This is a genomic window from Pseudomonas sp. B7(2017) (assembly GCF_002112745.1).
Lineage (GTDB): Bacteria > Pseudomonadota > Gammaproteobacteria > Pseudomonadales > Pseudomonadaceae > Aquipseudomonas > Aquipseudomonas ekonensis.
The window spans coordinates 21,990-38,077 of sequence record NZ_NEIP01000006.1; the positions used below are offsets into that span (position 1 = coordinate 21,990).

12 protein-coding genes are annotated in these 16,088 nt (G+C 65.0%); all 12 read left to right on the forward strand.

Going from position 1 to position 16,088, the window contains the following annotated elements; translation table 11 throughout:
• Window positions 1–53: 53 nt before the first annotated feature.
• The 12 genes from CAG29_RS28205 (at window position 54) to CAG29_RS13520 (ending at window position 16,009) form a co-directional block, all read left to right on the forward strand.
• Complete coding sequence (locus tag CAG29_RS28205; protein ID WP_003176118.1) at window positions 54–230, forward strand: hypothetical protein; 177 nt, start codon at window positions 54–56, stop codon at window positions 228–230.
• Window positions 214–3,168: a sensor histidine kinase gene (locus CAG29_RS13465; RefSeq protein WP_170930000.1), complete on the forward strand. Its 2,955-nt coding sequence runs from the start codon at window positions 214–216 to the stop codon at window positions 3,166–3,168. Before CAG29_RS28205 ends, CAG29_RS13465 begins: the two co-directional genes overlap by 17 nt.
• A 22-nt stretch (window positions 3,169–3,190) precedes the next feature.
• The gene (locus tag CAG29_RS13470; protein WP_085584267.1) at window positions 3,191–4,627 is read left to right on the forward strand and encodes a sigma-54 dependent transcriptional regulator; all 1,437 of its coding nucleotides are present in this window, start codon (window positions 3,191–3,193) and stop codon (window positions 4,625–4,627) included.
• Between the two features lie 748 nt (window positions 4,628–5,375).
• Window positions 5,376–6,761 (forward strand): polynucleotide adenylyltransferase PcnB, encoded by a 1,386-nt coding sequence (locus tag CAG29_RS13480; protein ID WP_085584263.1) that lies wholly within the window; start codon window positions 5,376–5,378, stop codon window positions 6,759–6,761.
• Window positions 6,762–6,764: 3 nt separating this feature from the next.
• A complete protein-coding gene (folK, locus tag CAG29_RS13485; RefSeq protein WP_085638833.1) occupies window positions 6,765–7,241 on the forward strand; it encodes a 2-amino-4-hydroxy-6-hydroxymethyldihydropteridine diphosphokinase in 477 nt (158 codons plus the stop codon).
• Window positions 7,242–7,624: 383 nt separating this feature from the next.
• Entirely contained in the window at window positions 7,625–8,425 is an 801-nt protein-coding gene (gene panB / locus CAG29_RS13490) for a 3-methyl-2-oxobutanoate hydroxymethyltransferase (RefSeq protein WP_085584259.1), read from the forward strand.
• A complete protein-coding gene (gene panC, locus CAG29_RS13495; protein ID WP_085638837.1) occupies window positions 8,422–9,282 on the forward strand; it encodes a pantoate--beta-alanine ligase in 861 nt (286 codons plus the stop codon). Before panB ends, panC begins: the two co-directional genes overlap by 4 nt.
• Before the next feature lie 273 nt (window positions 9,283–9,555).
• Window positions 9,556–9,936, forward strand: coding sequence for an aspartate 1-decarboxylase (panD, locus tag CAG29_RS13500; protein ID WP_047229851.1), 381 nt, complete (start codon window positions 9,556–9,558; stop codon window positions 9,934–9,936).
• A 224-nt stretch (window positions 9,937–10,160) separates the two neighbouring features.
• Window positions 10,161–11,825, forward strand: coding sequence for a glucose-6-phosphate isomerase (gene pgi, locus CAG29_RS13505; protein WP_085584255.1), 1,665 nt, complete (start codon window positions 10,161–10,163; stop codon window positions 11,823–11,825).
• A 229-nt stretch (window positions 11,826–12,054) separates the two neighbouring features.
• Window positions 12,055–13,992, forward strand: a complete 1,938-nt coding sequence (gene acs / locus CAG29_RS13510) for an acetate--CoA ligase (protein ID WP_085632264.1) — start codon at window positions 12,055–12,057, stop codon at window positions 13,990–13,992.
• Window positions 13,993–14,053: 61 nt separating this feature from the next.
• Window positions 14,054–14,926 carry an oxygenase MpaB family protein gene (locus CAG29_RS13515; RefSeq protein ID WP_085694641.1) on the forward strand — a complete coding sequence of 291 codons (873 nt, stop codon included), beginning with the start codon at window positions 14,054–14,056 and terminating at the stop codon, window positions 14,924–14,926.
• Window positions 14,927–14,992: 66 nt separating this feature from the next.
• A complete protein-coding gene (locus CAG29_RS13520) occupies window positions 14,993–16,009 on the forward strand; it encodes a class I SAM-dependent rRNA methyltransferase (protein WP_085694642.1) in 1,017 nt (338 codons plus the stop codon).
• Window positions 16,010–16,088: the final 79 nt, after the last annotated feature.

Below are 16,088 nucleotides of genomic sequence, written 5' to 3' on the forward strand. Positions count from 1 at the left end.
CCGTTACCATCGCCGCACGTTTTCGGGCACGCGCATAAAAAAGAGAGGCCGGGATGTACATCTATCGCTTGGTCCTGCTTCTGGTCGTGGGGATCTACCTGTTTTCGCCGGCCATCATGGATTGGTGGATCGACGCCACGGGCGCCTGGTATCGCCCTTATCTGCTGTGGCTGATCCTGATCGTCGTGACCTTCATCCTGCAGAGCCAAAAAGATGCCGATGAGCTTTAGCCTGACCCAGATGCTGCTGATCAGCGCCGCCTACCTGGCCGCCCTGTTCGGCGTGGCCTGGATCAGCGAACGGGGCATGATCCCGCGGGCGATCATTCGCCATCCGCTGACCTACACCCTGTCGCTGGGGGTCTATGCCAGCGCCTGGGCGTTCTACGGCACGGTCGGCCTGGCCTATCAGTACGGCTACGGGTTCCTGTCCAGTTACCTGGGGGTCTCCGGCGCGTTCCTGCTGGCGCCGGTGCTGCTGTACCCGATCCTCAAGATCACCCGCACCTATCAGCTGTCGTCGCTGGCGGACCTGTTCGCCTTCCGTTTCCGCAGCACCTGGGCCGGCGCGCTGACCACGATCTTCATGCTGATCGGCGTGCTGCCGCTGCTGGCGCTGCAGATCCAGGCCGTGGCCGACTCCATCGGCACCCTCACCGGCGAGCCGGTGCAGAACCGCGTGGCCCTGGCGTTCTGTGCGCTGATCATCCTGTTCACGATCTTCTTCGGTTCCCGGCACATCGCCACCCGCGAGAAGCACGAAGGCCTGGTGTTCGCGATCGCCTTCGAGTCGGTGATCAAGCTGGTGGCCCTGGGCGGCGTCGGCCTCTACGCGCTGTACGGCGTGTTCGACGGCCCGCAGCAGCTGGAACTGTGGCTGCTGCAGAACCAGACCGCCCTCGCCGCCCTGCACACGCCGCTGCAGGAAGGCCCGTGGCGCACCCTGCTGCTGGTGTTCTTCGCCTCGGCCATCGTGATGCCGCACATGTACCACATGACCTTCACCGAGAACCTCAACCCGCGCTCGCTGGTGAGCGCGAGCTGGGGCCTGCCGCTGTTCCTGCTGCTGATGAGCCTGGCGGTGCCGCTGATCCTCTGGGCCGGGCTCAAGCTGGGCGCCACCACCAACCCCGAATACTTCACCCTCGGCATCGGCATCGCCGCCGACAGCAAGGCGCTGGCGCTGCTGGCTTACGTCGGCGGCCTGTCGGCGGCCAGCGGGCTGATCATCGTCACCACCCTGGCCCTGTCCGGGATGGCGCTCAACCACCTGGTGCTGCCGCTCTACCAGCCGCCGGCCGAGGGCAACATCTACCGCTGGCTGAAATGGACGCGGCGGGCGCTGATCGTCGCGATCATCATGGCCGGCTTCTGCTTCTACCTGATGCTCGGCCCGGGCCAGGATCTGGCCAACCTCGGCATCGTGGCCTTCGTCGCCACCCTGCAGTTCCTGCCCGGCGTGCTGTCGGTGCTGTACTGGCCGACCGCCAACCGGCGCGGCTTCATCGCCGGCCTGCTGGCGGGGATCATGGTGTGGGTGGTGACCATGCTGCTGCCGCTGGTCGGCAACCTGCAGGGCTTCTACATCCCGCTGCTGAACATGATCTACGTGCTGGACGACACCAGTTGGCACATGGCGGCCATCGCCTCGCTGGCCGCCAACGTCCTGATGTTCACCCTGATTTCGCTGTTCACCAACGCCAGCCCCGAAGAGGCCAGCGCCGCCGAAGCCTGCGCGGTGGACAACGTGCGCCGTCCGCAGCGCCGGGAACTGCACGCCGCCTCGCCGCAGGAATTCGCCACCCAGCTGGCCAAGCCGCTGGGCGCCAAAGCCGCGCAGAAGGAAGTCGAACAGGCCCTGCGCGACCTCTACCTGCCGTTCGACGAGCGCCGCCCCTACGCCCTGCGCCGCCTGCGCGACCGCATCGAAGCGAACCTGTCCGGCCTGATGGGGCCGAGCGTGGCCCAGGACATGGTGGAAACCTTCCTGCCCTACAAGGCCGGCGGCGAAAACTACGTCACCGAAGACATCCACTTCATCGAAAGCCGCCTCGAGGACTACCACTCCCGCCTCACGGGGCTGGCCGCCGAACTCGACGCCCTGCGCCGCTACCACCGCCAGACCCTGCAGGAGCTGCCGATGGGCGTCTGCTCGCTGGCCAAGGATCAGGAGATCCTGATGTGGAACAAGGCGATGGAGGAACTGACCGGTATCGCGGCGCAACGGGTGGTCGGCTCGCGCCTGGGCACCATCGCCAACCCGTGGAAAGAACTGCTGCAAGGCTTCATCAACGTGCCGGACGAGCACCTGCACAAGCAGCACCTGACCCTCGACGGCCAGACCCGCTGGCTGAACCTGCACAAGGCGGCGATCGACGAACCGCTGGCGCCGGGCAACAGTGGCCTGGTGCTGCTGGTCGAGGACCTGACCGAAACCCAGATGCTCGAAGACAAGCTGGTGCACTCCGAACGCCTGGCCAGCATCGGTCGGCTGGCGGCCGGCGTGGCCCACGAAATCGGCAACCCGATCACCGGCATCGCTTGCCTGGCGCAGAACCTGCGCGAGGAGCGCGAAGAGGACGGCGAACTGACGGAAATCAGCGGCCAGATCCTCGAACAGACCAAACGCGTGTCGCGCATCGTCCAGTCCCTGATGAGCTTCGCCCACGCCGGCAGCCATCAGCACAGCGACGAACCCGTCTGTCTGGCGGAAGTGGCGCAGGACGCCATCGGTCTTCTAGCCTTGAACCGGCGCAACTTCGAGGTTCAGTTCTTCAACCTGTGCGACCCGGACCATTGGGTCGAAGGCGACCCGCAGCGGCTCGCCCAGGTATTGATCAACCTGCTGTCCAACGCCCGTGACGCCTCGCCCGCCGGCAGTGCGGTGCGGGTGAGGAGCGAAGCCTACGAACACACGGTCGACCTGATCGTGGAAGACGAAGGCAGCGGCATCCCGTCGAGCATCATGGACCGATTGTTCGAACCTTTCTTCACCACCAAGGACCCTGGCGAAGGCACCGGCCTGGGCCTTGCACTGGTCTATTCCATCGTTGAAGAGCATTATGGACAAATCACCATCGACAGCCCGGCTGATGTACAGAGCCAGCGCGGCACCCGTATCCGGGTGACTTTGCCGCGTCATGTCGAAGCGACGTCCGCTGTGAACTGAGACCGTCGAGAGTATCGAATCAATGCCGCACATTTTGATCGTCGAAGACGAAACCATCATCCGCTCCGCCTTGCGCCGCCTGCTGGAACGCAACCAGTACCAGGTCAGCGAAGCCGGTTCAGTGCAGGAAGCACAAGAACGCTTCAGCATTCCCACTTTCGACCTGATCGTCAGCGACCTGCGACTTCCGGGCGCACCGGGCACCGAGCTGATCAAGCTCGGCCAGGGCACCCCGGTGCTGATCATGACCAGCTACGCCAGCCTGCGCTCGGCCGTGGACTCGATGAAGATGGGCGCGGTCGACTACATCGCCAAGCCCTTCGACCACGACGAGATGCTCCAGGCCGTGGCCAGGATCCTGCGTGACCGCCAGGCCGCCCCCGCCGCCGGCGAAGCCGTCGCGGGCAAGTCCGCCAACGGCAGCGGCAAGGCCGCCGTCGATGCGGGCAACGGCGAGATCGGCATCATCGGCTCCTGTCCGCCGATGCAGGATCTGTACGGCAAGATCCGCAAGGTCGCGCCGACCGACTCCAATGTGCTGATCCAGGGCGAGTCCGGCACCGGCAAGGAACTGGTGGCCCGGGCCCTGCACAACCTGTCCAGGCGCGCCAAGGCACCGATGATCTCGGTGAACTGCGCCGCCATCCCGGAAAGCCTGATCGAGTCCGAACTGTTCGGCCACGAGAAAGGCGCGTTCACCGGCGCCAGCGCCGGCCGCGCCGGCCTGGTGGAAGCGGCGGACGGCGGCACGCTGTTCCTCGACGAGATCGGCGAACTGCCGCTGGAGGCCCAGGCCCGCCTGCTGCGCGTGCTGCAGGAAGGCGAAATCCGCCGGGTCGGTTCGGTGCAGTCGCAAAAGGTCGATGTGCGCCTGATCGCCGCGACCCACCGGGACCTCAAGAACCTGGCGAAGATCGGCCAGTTCCGTGAAGACCTGTACTACCGCCTGCACGTGATCGCCCTGAAGCTGCCGGCCCTGCGCGAGCGCGGCGCCGACGTCAACGAAATCGCCAACGCATTCCTCGCCCGCCAGAGCGCCCGGATCAACCGCACCGACCTGAAATTCGCCGCGGACGCCGAACAGGCGATCCGTCACTACTCCTGGCCGGGCAACGTGCGGGAGCTGGAGAACGCGGTGGAACGCGCGGTGATCCTGAGCGAGAGCCCGGAAATCTCCGCCGACCTTTTGGGCATCGACATCGAGCTGGGGGACCTGGAGGAGGACGAATTCATCGGCCTGCCGGCGCAAGCGGCCGCCAGCGCACCCACCAACAGCCACGAGCCGACCGAAGACCTGTCGCTGGAGGACTACTTCCAGCACTTCGTCCTCGAGCATCAGGACCACATGACCGAGACCGAACTGGCGCGCAAGCTGGGCGTCAGCCGCAAGTGCCTGTGGGAACGCCGTCAGCGCCTGGGCATTCCGCGGCGCAAGACCGGGGCCACCAGCGAGAGCTGAACGTTACCTGTCGAGCGTGCGGGTAACCGTTGAAAGGCTGAGAAAACTGTTACCTCAGCCATTTCACGTAACAGAAGCCGGGGTTATCGGTAACGAAACCCCGGCTTTTTTTCGCCCTCAAAAACCTGCCAGACCGTCCCAACCCCTTGTTTTACTGGGGTTTGCAAAAGTTGGCACGGCACCTGCTATATGTTTGGTACAAGAACAATAACAAGCAATGCATAAGACAATAAAAATAAGACGAATCGACTCACGCACAATAAAAACAAGACGGCGAGAGGCGCAGCTAACTGATTCTTTTGGAGAGGCGTTGTATTTGGGATTCGTCCCACGACCAGGCCGAGAACAACAAAAACTGTCTTGAGACAGAGCCTGTACTGGTTGGATCGCAAGATCACTGCAACTCAGCGACCAAAGCAATCCGTTTGCTCTTGGCTCCCGAATGGGAGGGTCATGAAGGGAAAACCTCATGACGAGGGCGCTCAACAAAAACAAGAAGCCCGAATCAAAAATAAAAAGAGCACGCAACTACTTCTTGGGGAGCTTCGGCTCCCCTTGTAGTTTCTGTCACCTTGACGTCCGCCCTGGCGATCCCCCTCCAGAAATTGCGGCTCCGAACGCCCTAGACGGCGGCCTGCAGCTCAAATCCGCTGCGTCCTACACCATTCGCCGACTAAATGCTAGAATCCCCGCCCATCATGCGGCCATTCCCCGGTAAGGCCGAACATTCCTTCAAACAGTGCATCCCATGCTGAAGAAGCTGTTCCAGTCATTTCGAACGCCCCTGCGTCGTACGCAACAACACATCCGCAGCACGCCTGAAGTCCTCAACAGCGGCCAGCACTCGCTGCAGAAGGCGCAATTCAGCCGTTATGCGGTCAACATCGTCGAACGTCTGCAGAGCGCCGGCTACCAGGCCTACCTGGTCGGCGGCTGCGTGCGCGACATGCTGCTGGGCATCACGCCCAAGGACTTCGACGTGGCCACCAGCGCCACCCCTGAGCAGGTCCGGGCCGAATTCCGCAATGCGCGGATCATCGGCCGCCGCTTCAAGCTGGTGCATATCCATTTCGGCCGCGAGATCATCGAGGTCGCGACCTTCCGCGCCAACCACCCGCAAAACGAAGACGACGAAGACAGCAACCAGTCCTCGCGCAACGAAAGCGGGCGCATCCTGCGCGACAACGTCTACGGCACCCTGGAGGAGGACGCGCAACGCCGCGACTTCACCATCAACGCCCTGTACTACGATCCGGTCAGCGAGCGCATCCTCGACTACGCCAACGGCGTGCACGATATCCGCAACCACCTGATCCGCCTGATCGGCGACCCGGTGCAGCGCTACCAGGAAGACCCGGTGCGGATGCTGCGGGCCGTGCGCTTCGCCGCCAAGCTCAATTTCGGCATCGAGAAGCACACCGTCCAGCCGATCCGCGACCTGGCGCCGATGCTGCGCGAGATCCCGTCGGCCCGCCTGTTCGAGGAAGTGCTCAAGCTGTTCCTCTCCGGCCACGGTGCGATCACCTATGAAATGCTGGTCGACCTGCAATTGTTCGAACCGCTGTTCCCGGCCAGCGCCGACGCGCTGGAGCACAACCCGGAATACACCCACACGCTGATCAGCGAAGCCCTGACCAACACCGACCTGCGGATCAAGCAGAACAAACCGGTGACCCCGGCATTCCTGTTCGCCGCCCTGTTGTGGCCCGCCCTGCCGGCCCGCGTGCTGCGTCTTCAGGAACGGGGCATGCCGCCGATTCCGGCGATGCAGGAAGCGGCCCACGAACTGATCGCCGAACAGTGCCAGCGCATAGCCATTCCGAAGCGTTTCACGATGCCGATCCGCGAGATCTGGGACATGCAGGAACGCCTGCCGCGGCGCAGCGGCAAACGCGCCGACCTGCTGCTGGACAACCCGCGTTTTCGCGCCGGCTACGACTTCCTGCTGCTGCGCGAAAGCGCCGGCGAGCAGACCGACGGCCTGGGCGAGTGGTGGACCGATTACCAGGACGCCAACGACAGCGGGCGCCGGGACATGATCCGCGAACTCAGCGGCAAGGACGACGGCACCGGCGGCGCACCGCGCAAGCGCCGGCGCAGCAACGCCAAGCGCAAGAGCGCAGCGGGCGAATAAGGCATGGAACGCATCTACATCGGCATGGGCAGCAACCTGGCTGCCCCGGCCGAGCAATTGCGCAGCGCGGTCGACGCGCTGGCGCACCTGCCCGCCACCGACCTGGCCGGCGTTTCGGCGTTCTACCAGAGCGATTCGCTGCTGCCGGGCCAACCGCGCTACACCAACGCGGTCGCGGCGCTGGACAGCTCGCTCTCCCCGCTGGAACTGCTCGACGCCCTGCAAGCCATCGAAAACGATCAGGGCCGCGAACGCCTGGAACGTTGGGGCCCGCGCACGCTGGACCTGGACATCCTGCTGTTCGGCGACCGACTGATCGACGAGCCCCGCCTCAAGGTGCCGCACTACCACATGCAGGAACGCGCGTTCGTCCTGTACCCCCTGGCGGAGCTGGCGCCGCAGGACTTGCGCCTGGCCGACGGCCGCACCCTGGCCGCGCTGCTGGCGGCCTGCCCGTTCATCGGCCTCGAACGCCTCTGACGGATTCCCCTGCCTCAGCCCGGGGCTGCCTGGGCTGACGTCACCGCCAGCAGGTTGGCTCCCACAGGGATCACTGCCGACGCCCCCGCCGCTCCCCGCAACTGCCTTTTTTGTAGGACAAAAATTCGGCAACCCAGACCCGCCGCAGCGCTGAATCGCATCAGTAACGCCGGTAACACTCCCGTCGTAACAATGCGGTAACACACGTAATTGACTTCCTGGGTTCTCATCACGACTATAGGCGTCCCGCTGCCGCCAACCCGGCGCACAAGGGCGCAATCCAGGCCTTATAAGCACGACAAAAGAGCGTGCGCCTGAATAGATGACGAATCACGCGCGTTACCCGCAGCAGTTTCCAATGCGCCTGAACGAGGATTTCTTACATGCCAGCCATCACCCTGACCACGCTCCAGAGCCTCAAGCAGAAAGGTGAAAAGATCACCATGCTGACCTGCTATGACGCGACCTTCGCCCACGCCTGCAACGAGGCCGGTGTCGAAGTGCTGCTGGTGGGCGATTCCCTCGGCATGGTCTTGCAGGGCCACGACAGCACCCTGCCGGTGACCACTGCGGAAATGGCCTACCACGTCGCCAGCGTCAAGCGCGGCAACACCGATGCCCTGATCCTCGCGGACCTGCCGTTCATGGCCAACGCCACCCTGGAACAGACCATGACCAACAGCGCGATGCTGATGCAGGCCGGCGCGCACATGGTCAAGGTCGAGGGCGCCCTGTGGCTCGCGGAGTCGATCCGCCTGCTGGCCGAGCGCGGCGTTCCGGTGTGCGCGCACATGGGCCTGACCCCGCAGGCCGTGAACATCCTCGGCGGCTACAAGGTGCAGGGCCGCAACGAGAACCAGGCGCGGCAGATGCGCGCCGACGCCATCTCGCTGGAGCAGGCCGGCGCGGCCATGCTGCTGCTCGAATGCGTGCCGAGCGAACTGGCCGCCGAAATCAGCCAGGCGGTGAAGATCCCGGTGATCGGCATCGGCGCCGGCAGCGCCACCGACGGCCAGGTGCTGGTGCTGCACGACATGCTTGGCCTGTCGATCAGCGGCCGCGTGCCGAAGTTCGTGAAGAACTTCATGCACGGCCAGGACAGCATCCAGAACGCCCTGAAGGCCTACGTCACTGAAGTCAAAGCCGCCACGTTCCCTGGCGTCGAACACGGATTCTCCGCATGAACACCGTCAAAACCGTACGTGAACTGCGCGCCGCCGTGGCCCGCGCCCGCAGCGAAGGCAAGCGCATCGGCTTCGTGCCGACCATGGGCAACCTGCACAGCGGCCACATCGCGCTGATCACCAAGGCCACCCAGCGCGTGGACTTCGTGGTCGCGAGCATTTTCGTCAACCCGCTGCAGTTCGGCGCCGGCGAAGACCTCGACAAGTACCCGCGCACCCTGGCGGCAGACCAGGAAAAACTGCTGGAAGCCGGCTGCGACCTGCTGTTCGCCCCGACCGTCGAGGAAATGTACCCCGACGGCATGGCCGGACAGACCCGAGTCAGCGTCCCGCAATTGTCCGAAGGACTGTGCGGCGCCAGCCGTCCGGGGCATTTCGAAGGCGTGGCGACGGTGGTCAGCAAGCTGTTCAACATGGTGCAGCCGGACCTGGCGATCTTCGGCCAGAAGGACTTCCAGCAACTGGCGGTGATCCGCGCGCTGGTGCATGACCTGAACATGCCGATCCAGATCATCGGCGAGCCGACCGTGCGGGCCGCCGACGGCCTGGCGCTGTCCTCGCGCAATGGCTTCCTCAGCGAAGAGCAGCGCGCCGTGGCGCCGGTGGTCTACCGCACCCTGAGCGCCATCGCCGAGTCGATCAAGCAAGGCGAGCGCGATTTCCCGGCCCTGATCCAGGCACAGCTCAAGCAACTGGAAGCGGCGGGCCTGCGTCCGGACTACCTGGAGATCCGCCACGCCCTGACCCTGCGCCCGGCCACGGCAGACGACCGCGACCTGGTGATCCTGGTGGCCGCGTTCCTCGGCACCACCCGCTTGATCGACAACCTGCACCTGAACCTCGACACCCCGGCCTGAGCGCCGTCATCCTTTGTGGGAGCGGGCTTGCCCGCGATGGCCATCCGTCCGCCATCGCGAGCAGGCCCGCTCCCACATTGTTTTGCGGCGACCGAAAATCCTGCATCCGCCCACGCCCCCTGTGGGAACCCGCCTGCTGGCGATGGCATCGGCGAAGACGCACCGAGAGCCAGCCGCTTGCGCATCGCCCATGCCCTGTGCGCAGCCATATTGCCGCCCTCCCCCCCTTCGGGCACACTGCCTGCCGTTCGATTCCGACCAGGGGAACCCCTCATGCACGCCATCATGCTCAAGGCCAAGCTGCACCGCGCCGAAGTCACCCACGCGGTACTCGATTACGAAGGTTCCTGCGCCATCGACGGGGAATGGCTGGACCTGTCCGGCATCCGTGAGTACGAGCAGATCCAGATCTACAACGTCGACAACGGCGAACGCTTCACCACCTACGCGATCCGAGGCGAAGAAGGTTCGCGGATGATCTCGGTCAACGGCGCAGCGGCGCACAAGGCCAAGGTCGGCGACCGCGTGATCATTTGCGCCTACGCCCACTACAGCGAAGCCGAACTTGCGAATTTCAAGCCGCGCATGCTCTACATGGCGCCGGGCAACGAATTGAGCCACACCAGCAACGCCATCCCGGTGCAGGTCGCCTGAGCAGGCCGCCCCCGCCCTTCCGTTCATCGGCCGTTTCCTGGACAGATGTTAAAAAAGTACAGGAAACGGGTCAGACAAAGTCAAGACAGATCGCAGCGCGGGGTTTACTGTATTGGCCCTGCGCCCTGAAACCGTGTCAACGCAGCTGACCCCATGCCCTGACCGGGCCTGGCGGTTCGATCCGTGTACCAAAGGCCGTTCAAGTAAAAAGGAAAACCGCAGCGATGGCGTACTACCGCACTCCTCATGACGTTACCGCTCTGCCTGCCTGGCAAGCGTTGAAAGACCACCGCCAAGCCATGCAGGATTTCAGCATGCGCGAAGCCTTCAACGCCGACCCGCAGCGCTTCAACCAATTCACCCTGAGCAGCTGCGGACTGTTTCTCGACTATTCGAAGAACCTGATCAACGCCCAGACCCGCGACCTGCTGGTGGGACTGGCCAACGAGGTCGACCTCAAGGGCGCGATCAAATCGCTGTTCGACGGCGAAATCGTCAATGCTTCCGAAGGCCGCCCTGCCCTGCACACCGCCCTGCGCCGCCCGGTGGGCGACAAGCTGTCGGTCAACGGCGTCAATGTGATGCCGGACGTGCACAAGGTGCTGAACCAGATGACCGATCTGGTGGGCCGCATCCACGACGGCCTGTGGCGCGGCTACACCGAGAAGCCGATCACCGACGTCGTGAACATCGGCATCGGCGGCTCGTTCCTCGGCCCTGAGCTGGTGTCCGAAGCCCTGCTGTCCTACGCCCAGAAAGGCGTGCGTTGCCACTACCTGGCGAACATCGACGGCAGCGAGTTCCACGGCCTGACCCAGAAGCTGCGGGCCGAAACCACGCTGTTCATCGTGTCGTCGAAATCCTTCAACACCCTCGAAACCCTGAAGAACGCCCAGGCCGCCCGCGCCTGGTACCTGGCCCAGGGCGGTTCGGAAGCCGAACTGCACCGCCACTTCATCGCCGTTTCGAGCAACAACGCGGCGGCCGTGGCGTTCGGCATCCGCGAAGAGAACATCTTCCCGATGTGGGACTGGGTCGGCGGCCGCTACTCGCTGTGGTCGGCCATCGGCCTGCCGATCGCCCTGGCCATCGGCATGTCCAACTTCAAGGAACTGCTGTCCGGCGCCTACACCATGGACCAGCATTTCCAGAGCGCGCCGTTCGAACAGAACATGCCGGTGCTGCTGGCCCTGCTCGGCGTGTGGTACGGCAACTTCTGGGGTGCGCAGAGCCACGCGATCCTGCCGTACGACCACTACCTGCGCAACATCACCAAGCACCTGCAGCAACTGGACATGGAGTCCAACGGCAAGCGCGTGCGCCAGGACGGCACAGCGGTGTCCACCGACACCGGCCCCGTGATCTGGGGCGGCGTCGGCTGCAACGGCCAGCATGCCTATCACCAGCTGCTGCACCAGGGCACCCAACTGATCCCGGCCGACTTCATCGTGCCGGTCGTCAGCTTCAACCCGGTGTCCGACCATCACCAGTGGCTGTACGCCAACTGCCTGTCCCAGAGCCAGGCCCTGATGCTCGGCAAGACCCTGGCCGAAGCCGAGGCCGAGCTGCGCGACAAAGGCATGAGCGAAGAGCAGGTGCACAAGCTCGCCGCCCACAAGGTGATCCCGGGCAACCGCCCGAGCAACACCCTGGTGGTCGAACGCATCAGCCCGCGCCGCCTCGGCGCCCTGGTGGCGATGTACGAACACAAGGTGTTCGTGCAGAGCGTGGTCTGGGGCATCAACGCCTTCGACCAGTGGGGCGTGGAACTGGGCAAGGAACTGGGCAAGGGCGTCTACAACCGCCTGGTCGGCAGCGAAGAGAGCGCCGCCGAGGATCCGTCCACCCAAGGCCTGATCAGCTACTTCCGCGGCCGTCACCGCGGCTGATCCGGCGCATCGCCCGCAGAGCCTGTCCATCACGGACTCTGCGGGCAACGACAATCCCCTGTGGGAGCGAGCCTGCTCGCGATGACAACGGAACATTCAACTTTGATGTTGGCTGATCCGACCCCATCGCGAGCAGGCTCGCTCCCACAGTCGTTTTGGTCATGGCTTGAACCTCTCGGGCACTCGGCGCATCTTTATTCTTGTCGCACAACAAGAATAAGGAACCGTCATGTTCGATATCAGCACGTTCCCCAAAGCCGATGCCGTCCGCCGGGCCGCACAGTTGAGTCAGGACGACTACCAGCGCCTGTACCGCGAATCCATTGAACACCCCAGCACCTTCTGGGCCGAACAGGCCAAGCGCTTCCTGGACTGGAGCACCCCGTGGCAGACCGTCCAGCGCTATGACCTGAAGACCGGCGAAGCCACCTGGTTCGCCGGGGCGAAGCTGAACGTCAGCCACAACTGCATCGACCGCCACCTGGAACGGCGCGGCGAGCAGACCGCCCTGCTCTGGGAAGGCGACGACCCCGCCGAATCGGCGCAGATCACCTACCGCAAGCTCCATCACCACGTCTGCCGGCTGGCCAACGTGCTGAAAAGCCGCGGCGTGAAGAAAGGCGACCGGGTGTGCATCTACATGCCGATGATCCCCGAAGCGACCTACGCCATGTTGGCCTGCGCACGGATCGGCGCGATCCATTCGGTGGTGTTCGGCGGCTTCTCCCCGGACTCCCTGCGTGACCGCATCCTCGACGCCGACTGCCGCACGGTGATCACCGCCGACGAAGGCGTGCGCGGCGGCAAGTTCGTGCCGCTCAAGCACAACGTCGACAAGGCCCTGCAAAGCTGCCCGGACGTCAGCACCGTGGTGGTGGTCGAGCGCACCCAGGGCAAGGTGGACTGGACCTTAGGCCGCGACCTGTGGTATCACCAGGCGGTGCGCGAGGTCAGCGACGACTGCCCGCCGGAACCGATGGACGCCGAAGACCCGCTGTTCATCCTCTATACCTCCGGCAGCACCGGCAAACCCAAAGGTGTGCTGCACACCACCGGCGGCTATCTGCTGCAGGCGGCGATGACCTTCAAGTACGTGCTCGACTACCGCGACGGCGAAGTGTTCTGGTGCACCGCCGACGTCGGCTGGGTGACCGGCCACAGCTACATCGTCTACGGCCCGCTGGCCAACGGCGCCACCACCCTGATCTTCGAAGGCGTGCCGAGCTACCCGACCACCTCGCGGTTCTGGCAGGTGATTGACAAGCACCACGTCAACATCTTCTACACCGCGCCGACCGCCCTGCGCGCCCTGATGCGCGAAGGGGCCGGCCCGCTGCAGGAAACTTCGCGGCAAAGCCTCAGACTGCTCGGCAGCGTCGGTGAGCCGATCAACCCGGAAGCGTGGGAATGGTATTTCAACGTGGTCGGCGAGCAGCGCTGCCCCATCGTCGACACCTGGTGGCAGACCGAGACCGGCGGCATCATGCTCAGCCCCTTGGTCAGCGCCCAGCTGATCAAGCCAGGCTGCGCCACCCGGCCGATGTTCGGCGTGCAGCCCGTGCTGCTCGATGAGCACGGCAAGGAAATCAAGGGCGCCGGCAGCGGCGTGCTGGCGATCAAGTCGAGCTGGCCGGCGCAGATCCGCAGCGTCTACGGCGACCCGCAGCGGATGGTCGACACCTATTTCAAACCCTACCCCGGCTACTACTTCACCGGCGACGGCGCCCGCCGCGACGAGGACGGCGACTACTGGATCACCGGCCGCATCGACGACGTGATCAACGTATCCGGCCACCGCATCGGCACCGCCGAAGTGGAGAGCGCCCTGGTGCTGCACGACAGCATCGCCGAGGCGGCGGTGGTCGGTTATCCCCACGACGTCAAAGGCCAAGGCATCTACGCCTTCGTCACGCCCATGAACGGCACCGAGGCCGGCGACGAACTGAAGAAAGAACTGCTGGCCCACGTCAGCAAGGAAATCGGCAGCTTCGCCAAGCCGGACCTGATCCAGTGGGCGCCGGCCTTGCCGAAAACCCGCTCAGGCAAGATCATGCGCAGGATCCTGCGCAAGATCGCCTGCAACGAGCTCGACAGCCTCGGGGACACCTCCACCCTGGCCGACCCGAGCGTGGTGCAGGGCCTGATCGACAAGCGCCTCAACCGGTAGCGGCGCCGGCGCGGTCGTCCGGCCGCGCCGTCCCTGCCCTGAAGCCATCCGTCGAGACCCCATGGAATTCATCCGCCACCGCATCGAAAGCCAGCTCATGAGCCTGACCGGGCTGTCCCTCGCCCAGCTCGACCTGGAAAACCCCAAGGGCGATCCCGGCCTGTTCGGCCCCGACTCGGTCAGCTGGCAAGTGCACGGCGACTTCAGCAGCATGCTGATCGGCGGCATCGCCGCGCTGCTGCTGCAGGCCTTGCACCCGCTGGCGCTGGCCGGGGTGTGGGACCACTCGAACTTTCGCCAGGACATGCTCGGACGGCTGCGCCGCACCAGCCAGTTCGTCTCGGGCACCACGTTCGGCTCGCGCAAGGACGCCGACTGGCTGATCGAAAAGGTGCGCACCATTCACCTGCAAGTGGTCGGCACCGCTCCGGACGGCCGCCCCTATGCGGCCAGCGACCCGGACCTGCTGACCTGGGTGCATGTGGCGGAGGTCAGCAATTTCCTCGCCGCCCACCTGCGCTACCGCAATCCGCATTTGTCCCTGGCGGACCAGGATCGCTACTACGCTGAGATCGCCGTGATCGCCGAACGGCTCGGCGCCCGGGACGTGCCCCGTTCGCGCGCGGCGGTGGCCGATTACCTGCAGCGCATGCGCCCGCAGCTGCTGTGCGACGGGCGCAGCCGGGAAGTCCTGCGACTGTTGCTCGACGCACCGGCCCCCAGCCTGCTGGCCCGACCCTTCGGCGACCTGATGATGAAGGCCGGCATCGACCTGCTGCCGGACTGGGCCAGCGACATGTTCGGCGTGCGCCAGAACCCGCTGCGCCGCCAGCTGATCCGCGCCAGCGTCAACCGCAGCGCGCCGATGCTGCGCTGGGCCATGCGCAACGGCTCGGTGCAGCGCGCCCAGCGGCGGATGGGGCTGCTGCCCTGATCCCTCGCCACAGACGCCGACAATGCTAAACTCCCGCGCCCCCATTCCCTCCAGCAAGGCGCCCGCATGTCTTCCTTGAACCAGGCGCTGCGCGCCGCCCTCGACCAACGCCAGGACCTGCTCGCCGAACTGCACGGCCAGGGCACCGACTGCTACCGACTGTTCCACGGCAGCCAGGAAGGCGCGGGCGGCCTGACCGTCGACCGCTACGGCCTGCAACTGATGGTGCAAAGCTTCCACCAGCCCCTGGAACGCGATGCCTTGCTGCACCTGCACGAGACCGTCAACCAGACCCTGGGCCTGGAAACCCTGCTGGTCTACAACGACCGCTCCGGGGGCAACTCGCGGATCGACCGCACCGACCCCGTCTACCGGGCCGACGAGGCGGCGCTGGCCGATCTGGTCGGCCACGAGTGGGGCCTGAACTACCGCGTGCGCGGGCGCCACGCCGGGCAGGATCCGCTGCTGTTCCTCGACCTGCGCAACACCCGGGGCTGGGTCAAGGATCACGCCAAGGGCAAAAGCGTGCTCAACCTGTTCGCCTACACCTGCGGGGTCGGCCTCAGTGCCGCCACCGGCGGTGCGCGCGAGGTGTGCAACCTGGACTTCGCCGAGGGCAACCTGGCGGTCGGCCGCGAGAACGGCCAGCTCAATCCGCAACTGCCGGCCATGCAATTCATCCAGTCCGACTACTTCCCGGCGATCCGCCAACTGGCCGGGCTGCCGATCACCCAGCGGCGCGGGCAAAAGCTGCCGAGCTATCCGCGCCTGGAACAGCGCCAGTACGATCTGGTGCTGCTCGATCCGCCGGCCTGGGCCAAGAGCGCGTTCGGCACCGTCGACCTGCTGCGCGACTATCAGAGCCTGCTCAAGCCGGCCCTGCTGGCCACCGCCGAAGACGGCGTGCTGATCTGCTGCAACAACCTGGCGAAAGTCAGCATGGACGACTGGCGCGAACAGGTGCTGCGCTGCGCGGAAAAGGCCGGGCGGCCGGTGCGCGAATGGACGGTGATGACACCGGGCCGGGACTTCCCTTCCATGGACGGACAACCGCCGCTGAAGACCCTGATCCTCCAGCTGTGAAGTCTGCTTGGGAAATTTCCCACAGAAAAATCTGAACAATCCTGGCCATGGGCAATTACTTCGGAACCGCAATCGCGTG

What these genes read in the sequence shown, in the direction of transcription:
- CAG29_RS13480 (WP_085584263.1), top strand. Translation starts at nt 5,376, where the DNA reads ATGCTGAAGAAGCTGTTCCAGTCATTTCGAACGCCCCTGCGTCGTACG.
- CAG29_RS13520 (WP_085694642.1), top strand. Translation starts at nt 14,993, where the DNA reads ATGTCTTCCTTGAACCAGGCGCTGCGCGCCGCCCTCGACCAACGCCAG.
- pgi (WP_085584255.1), top strand. Translation starts at nt 10,161, where the DNA reads ATGGCGTACTACCGCACTCCTCATGACGTTACCGCTCTGCCTGCCTGG.
- CAG29_RS13465 (WP_170930000.1), top strand. Translation starts at nt 214, where the DNA reads ATGCCGATGAGCTTTAGCCTGACCCAGATGCTGCTGATCAGCGCCGCC.
- panD (WP_047229851.1), top strand. Translation starts at nt 9,556, where the DNA reads ATGCACGCCATCATGCTCAAGGCCAAGCTGCACCGCGCCGAAGTCACC.
- folK (WP_085638833.1), top strand. Translation starts at nt 6,765, where the DNA reads ATGGAACGCATCTACATCGGCATGGGCAGCAACCTGGCTGCCCCGGCC.
- CAG29_RS13470 (WP_085584267.1), top strand. Translation starts at nt 3,191, where the DNA reads ATGCCGCACATTTTGATCGTCGAAGACGAAACCATCATCCGCTCCGCC.
- panB (WP_085584259.1), top strand. Translation starts at nt 7,625, where the DNA reads ATGCCAGCCATCACCCTGACCACGCTCCAGAGCCTCAAGCAGAAAGGT.
- panC (WP_085638837.1), top strand. Translation starts at nt 8,422, where the DNA reads ATGAACACCGTCAAAACCGTACGTGAACTGCGCGCCGCCGTGGCCCGC.
- acs (WP_085632264.1), top strand. Translation starts at nt 12,055, where the DNA reads ATGTTCGATATCAGCACGTTCCCCAAAGCCGATGCCGTCCGCCGGGCC.
- CAG29_RS28205 (WP_003176118.1), top strand. Translation starts at nt 54, where the DNA reads ATGTACATCTATCGCTTGGTCCTGCTTCTGGTCGTGGGGATCTACCTG.
- CAG29_RS13515 (WP_085694641.1), top strand. Translation starts at nt 14,054, where the DNA reads ATGGAATTCATCCGCCACCGCATCGAAAGCCAGCTCATGAGCCTGACC.